Genomic DNA, 18,795 nt, shown 5'->3' with positions numbered 1-18,795 from the left:
ACTAAAAACGCAATATGAAATAATATGAAAACAAAAAGATTTTTAAGATATTTAACGGTGGTTTTGTTAGCTCTGGTGCTTGTGTTTCCATTTGGCGAAATAACAGCCCAGAAAAAGAAAACCAAACTTACAGAAGTGAGTTCCAGAGTGGAAGACGCCTCCGGAAATGCCATTAGTGGTGCTACAATTTACGCGAGCGAAGGAGCTGTGATAGTAAAGTCGGATACGGAAGGTAAATTTACTACAAAAGCCGTACAAGGTACTGTAATACTTATAGAGGCAACAGGTTATGCAGCTGCTAGCTGGGATTTATCAAAAGATCCTACAATGGCCAAGATCGTATTGAAGGATATTCCTTTAAAAATGGGTGTCAAAGATATGGTGAATCTGCCTTTGGAGCATCAGGTGAGCCAGCGCAACCTGGTGGGAGCGGTATCTAAGATTGAAGGTCGCGACCTGGAAAGTTATGCGGATCCTTTATTGAGGAATTCGCTTCAGGGGATGGCAGCCGGCCTTAATGTTATTATGACGTCCGGAGGTATGGCCAATAACCCTGCCAGTGTATATGTGCGGGGATTATCGCGTAACGGAACAAACGGACCCATCTATATCGTAGATGGAATCGAAAGGAGTTTTGATGATATTAACGCAGAAGAGGTAGAAACCATTGAAATTTTAAAAGATGCGACCGCCAAGATTCTTTATGGTTCCCGTGCTGCTAATGGGGTAATACTATTAACCACACGCCGCGGAGAAGCCCACAAACGCGTTATTGATGCTAAGGTGGATTTTGGAGCAGGGCTAACAACACGTATGCCTGAGTTTATTAATTCAGCTGACTATGCCACCTTGTATAACGAAGCCCGTGCCAATGATGGCTTGACACCTCTATATTCAAGCCAGGATATTGCCAATTATAAAAACAGTACCGGAGAAAATGATTTATTGTATCCGAATGCTGATTATTACGATTATTTTTTGCGCGATTATAATACGTATAGCAAAGCTACTTTGAATGTGTCTGGTGGCAATAAAAATGCCCAATATGCTTTTATGGCAGGTTATATGGGATATGGAGGTCTACAGAAATTAGGACCTGAGCCTCGACAAGATCGATTTAATATCCGTATGAATTTGGATATGGATATTACAAGTGACATTTCGGCTTTTATTAATATGTCAGCCATTATCGACTCCTGGAAATATGGTGGTTTGGATCATTCATCTACTTTCGACGCATTGAGCTCACATCGCCCCAATGAATACCCATTTGTTATCGGTGAAGAGTACATTAAGGCTACGGATGATGGTGTGCCTGCCTATGGTGCCAGTTATCAATACGCGGGTAATTTATTGGCAAGCATGGAAAATCAGGGTAATGGTAATGACCAGTTTATCAACCAGCAAATGACAACCGGTTTTAATTTTGATTTGGCTGATATTACCGAAGGACTGGAAGCTAGTGTATCGATAGCGTTTGATAATTATTTTTACGGTAAGCAGGTGATAGCTCCCAAAGCGGCCACTTATATACCTGTGGTGGACTATGGAACGCTTGCAGAAGATGGCGCTCCGGTAGTGGGTTTTCAATTGGCAAGAGCCGGAGTCACCGATACGAATTACAACCTGAATAGCAAGAGCACCCTTAGAACGACAGCTATGAATGCTAAAGTGGGGTACGAGAAAGAGTTGGGAGTAGGTATGCTGAACGCTTCTGCAGGTTTCTTTTATTACTTAGCTGAAGTGGCCGGTTCATCTCAAAACATTGAGAATGACAATTTATTTTTAAGAGCAAATTACAGTATCAATAACAAATATGTTATTGAGGGATCCCTTTCGTATATGGGAAGTAACCGTTTTATTGAGAGTAAACGTAATTACTTATCACAAGCGATCGGTGCTGCCTGGATATTGTCGGAAGAATCGTTTATGGACGTGGACGCTATCGATTATTTAAAAGTAAAAGCCAGTTTTGGTATATTGGGTTACGACCTGGCTACTGCACACTATCTATATGAAAACCGATGGAGTGGTAATGGTTCGCATTCTTTTGGTGAGAAGAATTCCGGGGATTCACCGGGTAAGGTATCACTTAATTCATGGGGTAACCCGGATTTGGAATGGGAAAAGTCTCGCGAAATTAACGTGGGTATAGAAGGTTTGGCTTTTAACCGCCACTTGTCTTTTGAAGTAAACTACTTTAACGAGTACCGTTACGATATGATCGATCAGGTAGATGAGCAATATGCTGCTATGTTTGGGCCTTTTAAATATTATACAAATTATCAAGAAGTGACCAATAATGGGGTAGAGTTGGATATTGATTTTATGAATACGGTTGGGGATTTTTCTTACCGTGTTGGCGCTAATCTTACTTATTCAAAAAACAAGTTTACAGTAAAAGATGAGGTGGCCTACTCAGATGACCGAACTACTGAAGGTCGTCCAACAAGCGTAATAATGGGTTATGAGTCTCTTGGCTTATTTGGTAAGGATGTGGCTTTGGAAGGTGCACCCAAACAATTATTTGGCCCATATGGCGAAGGTGATATAGCTTATAAAGATCAGAATGGAGATGGTATGATTGATGGTCTGGATCAAGTAGAACTTGGTTTAAATACACCAACTACCTTTATTGGTATAGATGTAGAACTGAAATATAAAAACTGGGGATTATATGCTTTGGGTACGGCCTCTTTGGGTGGAATGAAGACCTTAAGTAATACCTACTACCGCAACAATGGTGAAAGCAAGTACTCTACATTAGCGTATGATGCTTATCATCCTACCCGTAACCCTAACGGAACTCAACCTAGTTTGACGACTACCGCTGGGGCTAACAATACGGAGACTTCTGATTTCTGGACGCAAAGTGGTGACTTTTTCCGCTTGAAAAATGTGGAACTGAGCTATACGCTTGATTTTGCACCAGGCAGTGTGGTGAAGAAATCCAAATTTTTTGTGCGCGGTAACAACCTGTTGGTACTTTCTGATATTGAAGACTTAGACCCGGAAGCACCTAATGGTGGAGTGACTAATTATCCTGTAATACGTATGGTAACAGGTGGAGTGTCTGTTTCTTTTTAATGGATGAATAATGAAAAAAGAATATAAAATGAAAACGATTAGATATATACTTGGACTGCTTACCCTGGTGAGCATACTGTCCTCATGCGGGGATGATTATCTGGATCCTAAAGTGACCACACCTTATGGTGATGAATTTGCTTACACGCTGCCAGGACCGGTTGAAGGATTTTTAACGAATGCTTATGGCGCTATTCCCGGTCAGATAGACCACTATAGTGGTGACTTCTTAGACGCCGCTACGGGCGATGCAGTTACTAACCAATATGGTTCGGGTGTTTATGCCCTTGGGGGTGGGAAAATGTCAAGCGTAAGCAATCCGATCGGGATTTGGGATGCTGCTTATTCCAGTTTTCAATGGATACATTTATTTCAGGAAAAATCGGCAGACACAGCTACTGTGAAATGGTGGATTTCGGATGATGTTAAAGATGCCACCGAACGTACAAGATTATTGGGTGAGTCTTATTTCCTACGTGCATACTGGGGAATGGAATTGCTAAGAGTGTATGGTGGTGTTGCCGAATCAGGAGAGGTACTTGGATATCCAATAGTTACCAAATTTGTTACGGAAGACCAGAAAGAAGAAGTTTTGAATATGCCGCGTAATACCTACGAAGAGTGTGTGCTGCAAATTCTGGAAGACTGTGACAGCGCTATTTCTATTCTTCCTATGGCATATAGCGGAGATGATGTAATTTTAGGTAAAGCGCATATAGGCCGTGCCACGGCTGCAGCTGCTTACGTGTTGAAAAGTCGTGTTGCAACCATTGCGGCCAGTCCGGCGTACAACACTACCAATGATCTGACTAAATGGGAACGTGCTGCTGTATTAAGCCAGGAAGCTATTGATCAGGCTAATATAAGTTATACTGCACTAACCTATACTGCGGTTACAACACCTAATTTAGCAACAACGCCTAAAGACTACTTGTTCCGCAGGTATCACAACAATAACTCTTTAGAAAATCGCAACTTGCCACCTGCATTCTGGGGGAATGGTCGTACCAATCCATCGCAAAACCTGGTGGATGCATTTCCAATGGACAACGGTTATCCGATTACCGATCCAGCTTCAGGTTATGATCCTCAGGATCCTTTTTCAGGCCGTGATCCGCGTCTGCGAAATACCGTGATTTATAACGGAACAAATGTAGAAACAGGCGGCAGAGGATTAGAAGTGGCTGAAACAGTAGCTGAATATATTGTTTTGGAAGCAGATACCACGGAAGAAGATGATGGTGCCGGTAATATGGTAGAGGTGATTAATATTATTTCCGATACTGTAATTTATCGCAAAGGAATAGACTCTGAAGGATATGATTACCGCGGCTCACGCACAGGTTATTACCTGCGAAAATGGATTTCTGACAAAGCTGATATGCTTACCAATGTCAATCAGAAATTGAACTCAGAGCATATGTACCCCATTATTCGTGGAGCTGAAGCCATTTACAATCTAGCAGAAGCTTCAAACGAAGCTGTTGGTCCAACAGGAATTGTTCCTGGATGTAGCTTGTCAGCTTATGATCTTATCAAATATACCAGAAGCGCGTCAATTGGTTTAGGTTCAACAGATCCTTACCTGGATGCTCAAATGGCAAGTGTTGATGATTTTAGAGCATTGATTCAAAACGAACGCCGTTTAGAGTTTGCGTTTGAAAATCACCGTTACTTTGATCTACGTCGCTGGATGTTGCCTTTAGATGAAACTGTTCGCGGCATGAATGTAACCCGGGATGAAACAGGTGCATACACCTATGAAGGTACCGACCCGACAGATACCGGCAGTTTTATAGAAGTGGAAGAACGTAGCTTTGATTCCGATCGTTACTACTACCATCCATTACCATATGATGAGCTGGCTAAAAATCCAAATCTGGAAAATAACAAAGGCTGGTAAAATAGTTTCAGACAGATATATAAAGCAATTAAAATAGAAAGTTATGAAGATATATAAATTGATATTTGCATCTTTTCTTGTGCTGAGCCTGATGGCTTCTTGCGAAAAATACGAGGATTATGTGAATGACTTTGATTATACCACTGTATACTTCGGAACTCAAAAGCCATTGCGTACCATTGTTGCGTACGACGAAATGGAATTTGAAGTTGGGGTTGCATTAGGAGGTATGAGAGACGACAATGGAACACACTCGGTTAGTTTTGAAGTAGATGAAAATCTTTTAGTTGATATTCCGGAAGCAGCTGGATTTCAACTATTGCCAGAGGAATATTATACCTTAGGTGACGAAAGCAACTTCAATATTATAAAGGATCATATGCGTACGGTTAATGTTTCGTTAAACAAAGGAGCGTTTACGGCTGATCCGTTATCAGTTACCAATACTTATGCACTTCCATTGCGTATTACCAGTGCTTCAGTAGATAGTATCCCGGGAAGTGAGTTGGAGACAGCAACTATTGATTCAAGAGATATTACGATTGTAGTTGTTAAATATATTAGCCCTTATCATGGTACTTATTATTCTAAAGGGGTACAGTATGAATTAGATGGAACAGGAGCTCATGTTGATACGGTAACTTTTACCAATGAAAATTTAAGTCAGAACATGACCAAAGAGTTTACTACACTTGCTTTAAATACCATAAGTACGAATACCATTTCAGCCAATACCAATGGTCAGATTGATCTGACTATTGGTGATGACAATGCAGTAGAAATAGCTACTAGTGTTGTAGCGGTTTCTGATAACAACTCTGTTTATAATGCTGATGATAAAACCATCTATATGGATTATAAATTTGAGAAGTCAGGTACAATGTATCATACGCTGGATACACTAATCCTTCGACAAGCTCCTGAATTGGATTTAAGGTTCGAAGAGTGGTAATTCTTAAAATATAAGGGAAAGTCATAGTGCTTTCCCTTCAATAGAACGTGTATAAAATGAAAATAAATAAATACATATTACAAGGAATTATTGGCCTGATGGCTTTGGGTTTGTTTTCCTGTAATTCTTCACAGACTAATAAAAAGACTGAAGGAGTAAAGGAGAATGTTAAACCTAACATCATATACATACTTGCCGATGATGCCGGATATGGCGATTTGGGATGTTACGGACAAACCAGGTTTGAAACACCCAATCTGGATAAACTGGCCGAAAGAGGTATGCGATTTACGCAGCATTATTCAGGTTCAACGGTTTGTGCACCCAGTCGTTCGTCATTGTTGACAGGACAACATACCGGGCACACGCCCGTGCGCGGAAATAAAGAAGTTAAGCCCGAAGGGCAACACCCTATGCCTTCATCTTCCGTTACTATTGCCGAGGTAATGAAACGGGCAGGTTATGTGACCGGAGCATTCGGAAAATGGGGCTTGGGTTTCCCGGGGTCCGAAGGTGATCCGAACATGCAGGGGTTCGACGAGTTTTACGGCTATAACTGCCAACGTATGGCACACCGTTACTATCCTCCTTACTTATGGCATAATCAGGAAAAAATAGATATGCCGGGTAACGATTGGACAAAAACAGTAACCTATGCGCAGGATGAGATCCAAAAAGAAACCTTGAAATTTATTGAGAATAACAAGGATGAATCTTTCTTCGCCTTTGTTCCAATAGTAATACCACACGCAGAACTAATCGCACCTGACGATTCCATTCTCGCCAAATACGATGGTAAGTTTAATGAAACAGCTTATGAAGGCACGGAAGGGGCTGCGTATGGAGATGATTTTGTCATCCATAAATATTGTCCGCAAGAAAAACCAAGGGCAACTTTTGCGGCCATGATGTATCGCATGGATGTTTATGTGGGTCAGATTGTTACTAAGCTAAAAGAACTGGGTATTGAAGAAAACACAATCGTTATGTTTGCCAGTGATAATGGGCCTCACCAGGAAGGAGGAGCCGATCCTGACTTTTTTAATAGCAATGGAGGCTTAAGAGGGTATAAGCGCGATTTGTACGAAGGTGGTATCCGATCTCCATTTATCGTTTCGTGGCCGGGTACTGTTAAAGCTGGTTCTGTTTCAAACCATATATCCGCTTTCTGGGATGTATTACCAACGTGTGCGGAGTTGGCAGGTGTTCAAGAAACAGTTGAAAACGATGGTATTTCGTTTGTTCCTGAATTGCTTGGTAAAGAACAACCAAAACATGAATATTTGTATTGGGAATTTCATGAAAAAGGAGGTCGTTTAGCGGTAAGAATGGATAACTGGAAGGGAGTGGTATACAATGTAGCCAAACCCAATAAAACTACTTTTGAATTGTTTGATTTAGATAACGATGTTTCTGAACAAACGGATGTTTCGAAGAAGAACCCTGAAGTGGTTAATAAAATCAAGGATATATTGAAGGTAGCTCGCACTGAATCTGATGTTTTTAAATTTAAAGCGGGTACCCTGAGTGGGCATTAAAAATAATTGAGTTACAGAACCAATTCAATTCCACAAAGACACAAAGGCTCTAGGGTACACAAAGGAATAATAGGTGTTTCTATGTGATCTTAGGGCCTTTGTGGTATTTTAATAACAAAATATGATCAAGAGATTTTTATATTTAACACTTACCTTGTTATTGGTAGGTTGTTATGCTAAAATGGAAGACGATAAAAATACTAAAGGTTCGCCAAATGTAGTGCTGATTGTGGTAGACGATCTGGGTTGGACCGATTGTGGTTTTATGGGGAGTACCTACTATGAAACGCCTAACCTGGATAAGCTGGCCCGGGAGAGTATGGTGTTTACCAACGCTTACGCAGGTGCTGCCAATTGTGCTCCCAGTCGTGCTACCTTGATGTCGGGTATGAACTCGCCAAGAACCGGAATTTATACGGTTTCGCCATCTGAGAGAGGAAACAAAAAAAGCAGGAAGCTGATCCCTGTCAAAAACACCAACTTTTTGGGAGATAGCGTATACACCATGGCCGAGATGTTTAAGGATGCTGGTTATGTGACCGGGCATTTTGGTAAATGGCACCTGGGTGAAGATCCATGTACACAAGGCTTCGATGTAAATGTAGGTGGCGGACACGGAGGTCATCCCAAAAGTTACTTTGCTCCCTATCAATACCCTGACTTAGAGGCTCCCGAAGGTGAATATCTCACCGATCGTTTAACCAAAGAAGCACTCACTTTTATTGAGAATAACCAGAAAAACCCATTCTTTTTGTATTTGCCCTTTTATACAGTTCATACCCCTATTCAGGGTAAAGAAGCTATTATTAAGAAATACAAATCTAAAAAAACAACAGAAAGTCACTTTCGTGCTGATTACGCGGCCATGGTGGAGAGTATGGATTATAGTGTAGGCCGCGTTCTGGAAAAAATAGACCATTTAAAACTAGAAAATACCATAATTGTATTTACCTCAGATAACGGAGGGATTTATGCCATCAGCAAACAATTACCGCTCAGAGCCGGAAAAGGAGCTTATTATGAAGGGGGAATACGGGTTCCGTTGGTCATCAAATGGCCAGGAAATGTGAAACCCGGGAAAACAGATATACCAGTATCTAATTTAGATTTTTATCCTACTTTTAAAGAAATAATTGGCGCAAATGTACCACAAAATAAAATTTTAGATGGTGTTAGTTTAAAAAGCCTGTTACTCGAAAACAGGAAAATGGAAGAGCGTCCTTTCTTTTTCCATTTTCCCATATACCTGCAAGCCTATTCCAAAAAGTCAGGAGTCAACCGTGACCCCTTGTTTCGAACACGTCCCGGTACCGCCATCAGGCTTGGAGATTGGAAGATGCTTTATTATTACGAAGATCAACAAACAGAGCTGTTCAACTTAAAGAATGACCTGGGAGAGACGACAAATGTTGCCGGTAAATTCCCGGATAAAGTGCAGGAACTTAAAAAGCTGATGGATAACTGGCTAAAAAATACAAATGCCCTTGTGCCCGCACAAATGAATCCTGATTATGATGAGAACTGGAATAGGGAAATGTTATCCCAACATGCAATTTAAACCTATGAAAGCGGTATCGGGTTTGTTACTTCTATTCACCTTTAACCTTGTTGTCGCTCAATCCCTACAAGAAAAAATTAACTTCAACGAAGACTGGTATTTTCTCCAGCAAGATAATGCAGCTTATAGTTCAGAAAGTTATGACCATAGTGGATGGCGTAAATTAGATTTACCGCACGACTGGTCTATTGAAGGTGAATACGATAAATTTAACCCCATGGGAGGAACATGCGGGTATTTGCCTGCCGGTATTGGTTTCTACCGTAAAACCATCGATGTGCCATCGGAATGGAAAGGAAATAAGGTGAATATAGCTTTTGATGGCGTGTTTATGAACAGTACGGTATGGGCAAACGGTCAAAAGCTGGGAGAACGACCTTATGGATGGATCTCCTTTACCTACGATATTAGCGATATAGTAAGTTCTGCGGACCAAATTACTTTTGCCGTTAGGGCGGATAATGAATTACAACCCTCTGCCAGATGGTACACGGGAAGTGGTATTTATGCCGATACCTGGATTGAAGTGATGAATCCTGTTCATGTGGTGCGTGAGGGAGGTGTTTTTATTAAAACAGATGATAATGTCTTGTCCATTGATACCGAAGTGGTAAACCGCACAGAAAGCAGTGTTTCCCTATCGCTAAAGACCCGTATTTTAAACGATCTGGGTATGGAGGTTGAAAATGTGACCAGCAGCTTAATTTTAAGCACCGCGGAAAACAAAACGTTAAGTCAGGAGATTACAATTGCCAATGCTCACCGTTGGTCGGTCGAAAACCCTTATTTGTATACGGCTGTTAGTGAGGTTTGGCAGGGAAGTGAATTGCTGGATAACGTAGTTACTCGATTCGGGGTTCGTGATGTGCAATGGATACCGGAATCCGGCATGTGGCTTAATGGTGAGAATGTAAAACTGCAGGGGGTATGTAACCACCAGGATGCCGGAGCATTAGGGGCTGCTGTTCCGGATAAAATACTTCGATATCGTATCCAACAGCTCAAAGACATGGGCTGTAATGCCATACGTACAACACACAATCCGCAGACCCCTAAATTTTACGAGATGTGCGACGAGATTGGAATGCTCGTAATGGATGAAATATTCGATGGATGGAAAAAGAAAGCTAAAAATGATTATGGAGCACATCACTTTGCTGATTGTTGGGAGGCCGATGTTACTTCCTGGATTAAACGAGATCGTAATCACCCAAGTATAATCATTTGGAGCGTGGGCAATGAAACCAGTAATACTTCCGGAGGAACAGAAGCACAAGATTTGGTGGCTAAGTGCAAGGGATTGGATCCTACACGCCTGGTTACTTCGGGTCATTCTGGCAGTGCGTATATGGATGTATTAGGTTATAATGGAGCCAGCGAGCGGGTTGATTACTTAAATGATCTGGCCGGAAACACAAAACCAATTGTAGGTACCGAAAATACCCACACTTGGCAGGTTCGTGGTTATTATCGTACAAAAACCTGGTATCGCGATGGCAATAGCAGTTCGGTTTATGCAACAGAAAACCTTACGGATCATGAAATCTTTTACAATGATTTTATGTACAACGAAGATCGTACAGTGGCTAAAAAAGTATTTAATTCGGGTTATGATAATGCTTATGTGCGGTTGAACTCAAGGGGGCATATAGAGCAAGTAAGAGATATTACCCATTATGCCGGTGGTTTCCGTTGGACCGGGTATGATTATATTGGCGAAGCCAGCTATGTTCACGGAGGATGGCCTTTTAAAGCATTTAACGGGGGAGCTATCGATTTAGCCAACTTCGAAAAAGATTTATACTATTTGTATCAGAGTCAGTGGACTGATGAACCCATGGCGCATATTTTACCGCACTGGACACACCCGAAAATGGAGCTGGATACAGAAATACCGGTTTGGGTATATTCTAATTGTGACGAAGTAGAATTGTTTTTGAATGATATACCCCTGGGAAAACAAACACCTGGCGAAACAAGGTTCGATATGCAATGTGAATGGTTGGTGCCTTGGCAGCCAGGCGATCTGAAAGCTGTGGGCTATGTAAATGGTTCGGTTGCAGTTGAAAAAACAGTTGCATCTGCTTTTCGACCAACCCAAAACAGTTTATCCATTGATGGAGTGGAACTGAATGAAACAGGAAAAGATATTGTTCAGGTACGGGTAGAAACGCAGGATTCAATAGGAAACTTTTATCCGCACGGTGAAAACCGCACCTATTTTAAAGTGTTCGGGCCCGGTAGAATTCGTGCTTTGGATAATGGGAGCCCTATTGATGTGGAAAAACACTTTGGTGTTGATAACAGAATCGCATTTTACGGTTTAACACGCGCTTATATCGAATCTACCGGAGAAAGTGGAGATATCAATCTATTGGCCAGTGCTATACTAGGTGAAAAAAAGCAGTTAACCTCCAATTGGGTTTCCATCGATACCCAAATTTTAAATTTAAGAGGAAATACTGTTTCTCCTGATATTAAGGTGTATTACACCATTGATGGTAGTACACCTTCAACTGGTTCAACATTGTACACGGAGAGTTTTGCTGTGCCTTTGGAAACAACAGTTAAGGCATTGGTGATGGTGGATGGAGAAATAGCTTATACTTTAATGGAACGCTTCTCCGAAGACGAAGGTTTTGTGTGGAATGATCCGGCTGCGGGTGAAATACCATCAGATATCAATAGCAACCAGGCGGAAGATGCAGTGTTTAGTGGTGCAAATATTTCAACATCTGGCTCGGGGTATAATGGCACCGGTTTTCTCAATTTTGGTCAAAATACAAATGGATATGTGGAATGGTACCGTGAAAATGATGGAGATACCATGACCGAAACGCTGAATATCCGCTACAGCTGTCAGGCTGGTGGTACAGCAGGCGGTCGTTACATCAATGTTGTCGTCAATGATGTGATAATACAAGAGAATCTACTCTTGCCCAATACAGGTTCCTGGGGTAATCATTGGGGTGAAGTATCCATCGAAATCCAGATAGAGCGTGGTGCCAATACCATCCGACTTCAAAACCCTGGTAGCGGGGGTGCATACCTCGACCAAATATCCTTCGAAAATGCAACAGCTGTTGAACAGAATAAAACGTCAGAAGTATGTGTACTTCCGGTTCCCGTAAAAGATATATTAACGATTAAGGGTGTTGAAAATCCAAATTGGAGTGTTTATAACATGGCAGGAAAGGTGTTGATGTCAGGCAGCGGAAATGAGATGGATGTTTCGATATTCGCGCAAGGTATGTATATCATCCATATTCAGGATAACTTGGGAAATGTCACTTTAAGAAAGTTTATAAAGTAGGAATTTAAATATACCGTATTGTTGAAGGTAGGGAAATTACTAAACTTATATGTTTATACCCACCGGGGATTTTGATTTAATAATTGGGATTAACGTGTAACCTTCGGATAACTTGAGTCAATTATGAAAATAACACGAATAAATATCTTAGTAGCAATTTCACTGCTGTTTGTCGCAGCATGTAGTAATCAACAAAAAATATCATCAAAACCGAATGTAATGGTTTTGCTAATCGACGATGCAGGTTATGCCGATTTTGGTTTTGCAGGCTGCAAAGACCTTAAAACTCCCAATATCGATAAACTCGCATCCAATGGTGTTGTTTTTACCGATGCACATGTGTCGGCCTCGGTCTGCGGGCCCAGCCGTGCGGGTATTATGACAGGTCGCTATCAACAACGGTTTGGTTTCGAATGTAATCCTCCCCGCGACTTTACGGGCGTTAGCCTGAATGAAACAACGCTCGGAGAAGCTATGAAACAGGCAGGCTATAAAACCGCCGCCTTTGGTAAATGGCACCTGGGCGACTTGCCCGAATACCGTCCTAATGCTCGCGGTTTTGATTATTTCTGGGGTTTTCTTGCCGGCGGCCGGAGCTATTTCAGCAACGATAAAGACGATACGGAGGGGGAAACGCATTCTATTCGGGAAAATGACACTTATGCCACTTTTGAAGGTTACCTGACGGATAGACTTGGTGATAAAGCCGTTGAGTTTATCGACAACAACAAGGATAAACCTTTTTTTATGTACTGGGCGCCCAATGCAGTGCATACACCTATGGAAGCCACTAAAGAAGATTTAGCTTTGTTCAAAGACCACCCTCGTCAGACACTGGCCGCCATGACCTGGGCTTTGGATAGGGCAGTAGGTAGTATGGTTTCAAAACTTGAAGATGAAGGTTTGTTGGACAATACATTGATATTCTTTTTGAGTGATAACGGCGGAGCACATAATAACCAATCGAGCAACAAACCATTAAAGGGATTTAAGGGCAACAAGTTCGAAGGAGGCCACAGAGTACCTTTTTTTATACATTGGCCTGATAAAATAGCTTCGGGTATGTACGATGGACTTACATCTGCGCTTGATGTTTTTGCTACATCCATATCTGTTACCGGAGAAAAAGTTAACACTCAATCCCCGTTGGACGGAGTCAATTTAATACCTTACTTAAAGGGGAAATCGAAAGGAGAACCTCATAATAAACTATTTTGGAGAAAAGACAAAATGGCTGCTGTACGAAAAGGTGACTATAAATTGATAAGGGTAGAAGATTTAGGTGAAAGAGTATATAATTTAAAGGCTGATTTGCAAGAAAATAATGATTTGTCAAGTCAGAACCCGGAACAATATAGTAGTTTGATGAACAACCTGGAATGCTGGGAAGAAGAATTGGATTCCCCATTATGGACCGAAGGCCAAATATGGGATACCATTACCTGGATGATTCATGAAGATTTGTTTTTGAACAGAGAGGTAAGGGTGAAAAATCCGGGGCAACTTAATCGATTTATAAAAGCATCCTCAAGTAATTAGTTTTCAAATTTCTTCCCTCCGGTGCACAAATATCGTCCTAATAATAGGAATAAGCTCCCTGTATAATGGAGAGTCTGATCTGCAGGATGACGAAGGGAGCGATATTACCTAATACGTAGCGACATGAATCGTTACCTTGACGGTTATGTCACCAGGTAAAAAATCATAAAATAATAAAAACATGAATTATTCGATTAGCTTGTTGTTTGCCTTTCTGGTTTCTATTCAATGTTTTGGTTCACAAGTAGGCAATAACCAGGATAGACCTAATGTTTTATTTCTGGTTGTAGAAGATTCTTCGCCCTATCTGTTCCCGGCCTATGGAAACAAGTCGATAAAAACGCCAAATCTTGATTTTATTGCACAAAATGGTGTGGTTTTCAACAATGCATTTTCCAACGGGCCACAATGTTCACCGGCAAGATCATCGCTTATCAGTGGTTCTTACGCTACCACGTACGGGTGCGACTGGCATCGTAATGGTAACGTGGTTCCGCAGCAATATTTCTTTCCTCAGTATTTGCGCAAAGCAGGATACTTTTGTGTGAATGCAGGGAAAACAGACTATAATATTACCAAAGAGGCTCAAAAAAAATATTATAAAGTAGCATGGGACCTTAATAGCGGAAATATAAATGGGGATAAAAAGAATGTGAGTTATAACGATACCTTACGAGGTGACAAACCATTTTTTGCCCAGTTTAACAATGCCACTACCCATATGAGTAGAATGACAACGGTAAGTGTGGATTACAGAAAGCCAACCAAGGTAGATCCCAATAGCATTGAATTACCTCCCCATGTGCCTGACTTACCTGCTATACGGTCTGATTTTGCATTGCATATGGACGGTGTGGTTTCTGCAGATAATTGGGTAGGTTTGTTTTTGGATGATTTAAGAGAGAAGGATTTAATTGATAACACCATTATCTTCTTCTTTTCCGATCATGGAGGATGTTTGCCTAGAGGTAAGGCTTTTCCATACGAAACAGGATTCAGGGCGGCATTGATGGTGTATGCTCCCGAAAAATGGCAACATTTATTGCCAGGGAAAGTCGGAAGTAGGACAGATCGTTTGGTTCAGTTTGCCGATTTTGGCCCAACATTATTAAGCATCGCAGGCGCATTACCTCCTGAGCATATGCAAGGGAAAGCTTTCATGGGAAAATATGGGGAAGGGCAACGCGAACATGCTTATTGTTTCAGAACCAACACAGGACCACACTTCGATCCATCGCGATCGGCTTTGGATGGTAAATATCAGTATATAAGAAATTATACCCCATATAAAGTTCATGCTTTAAAGCAATCTTTTCAATGGGGAATGCCGGCACAGACCGCTTGGGACAGTTTGTATTATGCTGGAGGGTGCAATTCTGAACATCAAACATATTATCAGGATAAACCAATGGAACAATTGTTTGATTCGGAGGAAGACCCATTCGGGTTGCATAATTTGGCAAATAATCCTGAATATCAAGATGTATTAATAAAAATGCGCAAAAAAGTTGCGTCACATATCAGGAGTAGCTGGGATATTGGTTTTTTGCCTAAGGAAGTTAGAGACGAGTTGAAAAAACAAAATATTGCTTTGTACGACTGGGTCAGACAAAATAATTATCCAATTGAGACTCTTCATCTTTTGGTTGAAAAAGCTTCGATGGCAGATGCCAGCAACAAAGAATTCTTTGTAAAGATGCTTGCACATGAAAAAGTAGAATTCAGGTTTTGGGCTGCATCCGGATTAGCCAACCTTGCGTTTAATGGAATCTTGCAGGATGTTCCGGATGAGCTAATATTGGCTGCAACAGACCAAGGGAAATGTGTTCGGGTTACTGCAGCCGAAGCATTGGTATATGCAGGAATGAAAAAGAAAGGTGTTGGGATACTGATAGCGCAAGCACAAAAGGGAAATACAATGTCGATGTCGGCTCTCGAAGAGTTGGGGGATAGCATAGAGCCATATTTGCCGGAAATTGAGAGATTAGCCCGGAATTCTGCACGTAGTGACATACGCTTTATGGCCAGGGGTATATTAATGAATTTTGGAAGGTTGACCCATAAAAAGTTATTCGAAGAAGAACAGGTAAGCTCGTTTATTAAAAATCATAAGAAAAGAATTAGGGAATGGGCTCCTACCAGACCTTAGTTTATTTATTTGGTTTTTACTTGCCCAATTTAGGATGAACTAACTTTTTAAGGAAGCCCATACTTTTATCCATTACCTATATTGACTCATACGTGGTGTCATTAGGAATTTTCAGATGCCTAATAACATTTCTCTGCGGATGGCACAACTGTTTATGGCTGTTATTAAAAAGATAGACCAAACCAAGAAGGCTTTTTAAGTAGTGGCCTTCTTGACAGGGATTTACCTGATTTGCATACTAGATATGGTTGAACCCACCATATGCATCAGAAATCCTGTTACGCAATCCTACGACTTCAAAACAAGGCGTTTCACGGAGTTGTTTTAAATATCCAGAGCGGTGTTATGCAACGTTTCAGCAGCTTCTTGTTTTATGGTATTTTAAATGCTCATGACGAACCTAAAATCCATATTCCGGGTTGAATTGCTCCAGCAGCAACTCTCCGATACCGGCGAAAAATCAAAGACCGTATAGTGAGGCTTTCGAAAAGCGATATACGTTCCAATGTCTTGGGAAAGGAAATCACGAAGGTCGAGTTCATGGCCAGGTTCAACAAGTTGCAGATAAACGGTATAAGCTTTATCCGACACCTGGGTTTGAACGCTTTCAACGAAGGCACCCGTTTTCATTACACCGTGTGCTACACCCTGCTCCTCACCAAAACCAAGCGCGGGCTTGCCGGTGCCATTAATGCCATCAAAAAAACGGAGGTTGCCATGAAAAATAACATCAAAACCGTTTTTACTTGAAAAGGAAGACCCGGTAAGCACGAGGCTGAACGTAAACAGATCGCTAAAACGATCACAAAGGAACGGGTATCCGGGTGGGAACGGAATACTCAAAAAGTGCGATCTAATCGCTTTGGTATCATCAAACAACCATTCTTAAACATATGTAAATAAAAAAGCAGGAAAGATTCTCCCGGCTTTTGAAATTTATTGTAATCTAATCTTATTTCTGAAATCGACTTGCTAATTTTTAAATAGCAAGCTTCATATAACCCAAAAGAGGTGGCCCATTATAAGCCACCTCTTTTACCTCAATATCAATTATTCGAATTATTCTCCACTTTTACCATAGTTAGGAAGTACACGTGCACTAGGATCGTCCACGTCACAGTTTTCCCATTCTTTATTTGGCATCCAGAACGATTTAATAACTTTGTCTCTTCCGGGGAAATGCTTTTCAAAAATATCGCGATACATCAACGATTCCTTTGTAAACGGGGTGTTGCTGGGATACTTTATCTTAGCATTTGACAAGTCTTCATCCGAATACATTTCTTCGGCGTAGGCTTTTAAGTAATCAACGGAGCTATGCCCCACCGCATCGGAGAAAGCTGCTTTATCACGATGTAAAATTTCCTGGGGTAAGTAATCTCCTTCAAACGCGGCTCGCAACAAGTATTTGCCTTCACCGTACGTATTCATCTTTTTTGCCGGATCAATACTCATGATGTAGTCCACAAAATCAAGATCCCCAAATGGCACTCGCGCCTCAAGCCCGCAGGATGAAATACATCTGTCCGCACGTAGCACATCGTACATGTGGATTTCCCGGATTCGCTTTTCGGCTTCCTCCTGGAAAGCTTCAGGGGTGGGAGCGAAGTCCGTATATTTATATCCCAGAATCTCGTCGGCAATTTCACCTGTCATCAACACTTTTACATCCGTGTTCTCCCTAATGTATTTGCATATAAGGTACATGCCCATTGAAGCCCTGATAGTGGTAATATCCCAGGTCTCTGTATTATATATTAAAGTACTTAGGGTATCAAAAATTTGTTGTCGTGTAAATAATACTTCCGTATGGTCCGCTCCCAGGTAATCGGCAACTATTCTGGCGTATTTGGTATCAATAGGATCGTCCTCGATACCTACGGCAAAAGTTTTTATAGGCTTATCCAACATTTTGGCTGCAACGGCACAAACTAAACTGGAATCTAACCCGCCACTGCAAAGGAATCCCACAGGAACATCTGCTTGCAGTCTTTTTTCAATTCCGGTCGTAAGTTTTTCGTTGATATTTTTAAAGATTTCACCCAAATCGTGATCTACGAATTTTTCTACTTTGGAAATATCCTTGTAACAAACAAATTCGCCATTGGCATAGTAGTGTCCCGGAGGGAATGGTTTTACTACATCGCAGATGGGATGTAATGTTTTCATTTCACTGGCGAACATAATCTCAGCTTCGGCAGTATAGCCATAAAATAATGGACGAATTCCGATTGGATCCCTTGCTGCAAAATATTTTTTGGCCACAGAGTCGTAAATAACAAATACAAACTCAGCGTCTAAAGCTTTGGCCGTTTCTTCAATACCTTTATCCAAAAATAAAGGAATAATTACTTCACAATCGCTCGTAGATTTGAATTCATATTCATGTTCGTATTTTTTACGGAGTTGCTGAAAATTGTATACCTCACCGTTACAAACTAAATTAATATTGTTATAAACAAGAGGCTGATTACCGTTGCTTGAAACATCCATAATACTCAAACGGTGAAAGCCCATCCAGCCTTCCTTTCCGAAGTCCCTAACAAAAGAATTATCCGGACCTCTGTATTTAATTCTGTTAAATTCACTGGCAAACAATAGTTTGTCCATCATATCACTTCCCGTGTAAACTGCAAATCCGCACATGTAGCTTGATAATTTTAATTTATTTGGATATCGTATTTTGTTAATGTGGGTATAAAAGTAACTATTTATAATAAATGTACAATAAATAATGTCGAATTATCACCTAAAAG

Annotated in this window: 10 protein-coding genes; 8 read left to right on the top strand and 2 right to left on the bottom strand. The window is 41.0% G+C overall.

Annotated elements, in window-relative coordinates:
* Positions 1–24 precede the first annotated feature (24 nt).
* The 8 genes from ACRD64_RS00250 (at position 25) to ACRD64_RS00215 (ending at position 16,039) form a co-directional block, all read left to right on the top strand.
* Complete coding sequence (locus ACRD64_RS00250) at positions 25–3,087, top strand: SusC/RagA family TonB-linked outer membrane protein (protein WP_430931135.1); 3,063 nt, start codon at positions 25–27, stop codon at positions 3,085–3,087.
* 28 nt (positions 3,088–3,115) lie between these two features.
* On the top strand, positions 3,116–4,990 hold the full coding sequence (locus tag ACRD64_RS00245) for a RagB/SusD family nutrient uptake outer membrane protein (RefSeq protein WP_430931134.1): 1,875 nt from the start codon (positions 3,116–3,118) through the stop codon (positions 4,988–4,990).
* Between the two features lie 43 nt (positions 4,991–5,033).
* Complete coding sequence (locus ACRD64_RS00240) at positions 5,034–5,942, top strand: DUF1735 domain-containing protein (RefSeq protein ID WP_430931133.1); 909 nt, start codon at positions 5,034–5,036, stop codon at positions 5,940–5,942.
* Between the two features lie 56 nt (positions 5,943–5,998).
* Positions 5,999–7,480, top strand: coding sequence for an arylsulfatase (locus tag ACRD64_RS00235; protein WP_430931132.1), 1,482 nt, complete (start codon positions 5,999–6,001; stop codon positions 7,478–7,480).
* Between the two features lie 121 nt (positions 7,481–7,601).
* Positions 7,602–9,038, top strand: coding sequence for a sulfatase (locus ACRD64_RS00230; protein ID WP_430931131.1), 1,437 nt, complete (start codon positions 7,602–7,604; stop codon positions 9,036–9,038).
* A complete protein-coding gene (locus tag ACRD64_RS00225) occupies positions 8,992–12,351 on the top strand; it encodes a glycoside hydrolase family 2 TIM barrel-domain containing protein (protein WP_430931130.1) in 3,360 nt (1,119 codons plus the stop codon). Before ACRD64_RS00230 ends, ACRD64_RS00225 begins: the two co-directional genes overlap by 47 nt.
* 219 nt (positions 12,352–12,570) lie before the next feature.
* The gene (locus tag ACRD64_RS00220) at positions 12,571–13,890 is read left to right on the top strand and encodes a sulfatase-like hydrolase/transferase (RefSeq protein ID WP_430931129.1); all 1,320 of its coding nucleotides are present in this window, start codon (positions 12,571–12,573) and stop codon (positions 13,888–13,890) included.
* Positions 13,891–14,071: 181 nt separating this feature from the next.
* Positions 14,072–16,039 (top strand): sulfatase-like hydrolase/transferase, encoded by a 1,968-nt coding sequence (locus ACRD64_RS00215; RefSeq protein ID WP_430931128.1) that lies wholly within the window; start codon positions 14,072–14,074, stop codon positions 16,037–16,039.
* A gap of 381 nt (positions 16,040–16,420) precedes the next feature.
* On the opposite strand, the gene ACRD64_RS00210 is transcribed toward ACRD64_RS00215, so the two are convergent.
* Both ACRD64_RS00210 and asnB read right to left on the bottom strand, forming a co-directional pair.
* Positions 16,421–16,882 carry a hypothetical protein gene (locus ACRD64_RS00210; protein WP_430931127.1) on the bottom strand — a complete coding sequence of 154 codons (462 nt, stop codon included), beginning with the start codon at positions 16,880–16,882 and terminating at the stop codon, positions 16,421–16,423.
* A 216-nt stretch (positions 16,883–17,098) separates the two neighbouring features.
* Entirely contained in the window at positions 17,099–18,685 is a 1,587-nt protein-coding gene (gene asnB, locus ACRD64_RS00205; protein ID WP_430931126.1) for an asparagine synthase B, read from the bottom strand.
* Positions 18,686–18,795 lie beyond the last annotated feature (110 nt).

The sequence above is a fragment of the Saccharicrinis sp. 156 genome (genome assembly GCF_050589685.1).
In the GTDB taxonomy this organism is placed as follows: domain Bacteria; phylum Bacteroidota; class Bacteroidia; order Bacteroidales; family Marinilabiliaceae; genus Saccharicrinis.
This window is presented reverse-complemented; position numbering and strand designations above follow the sequence as displayed.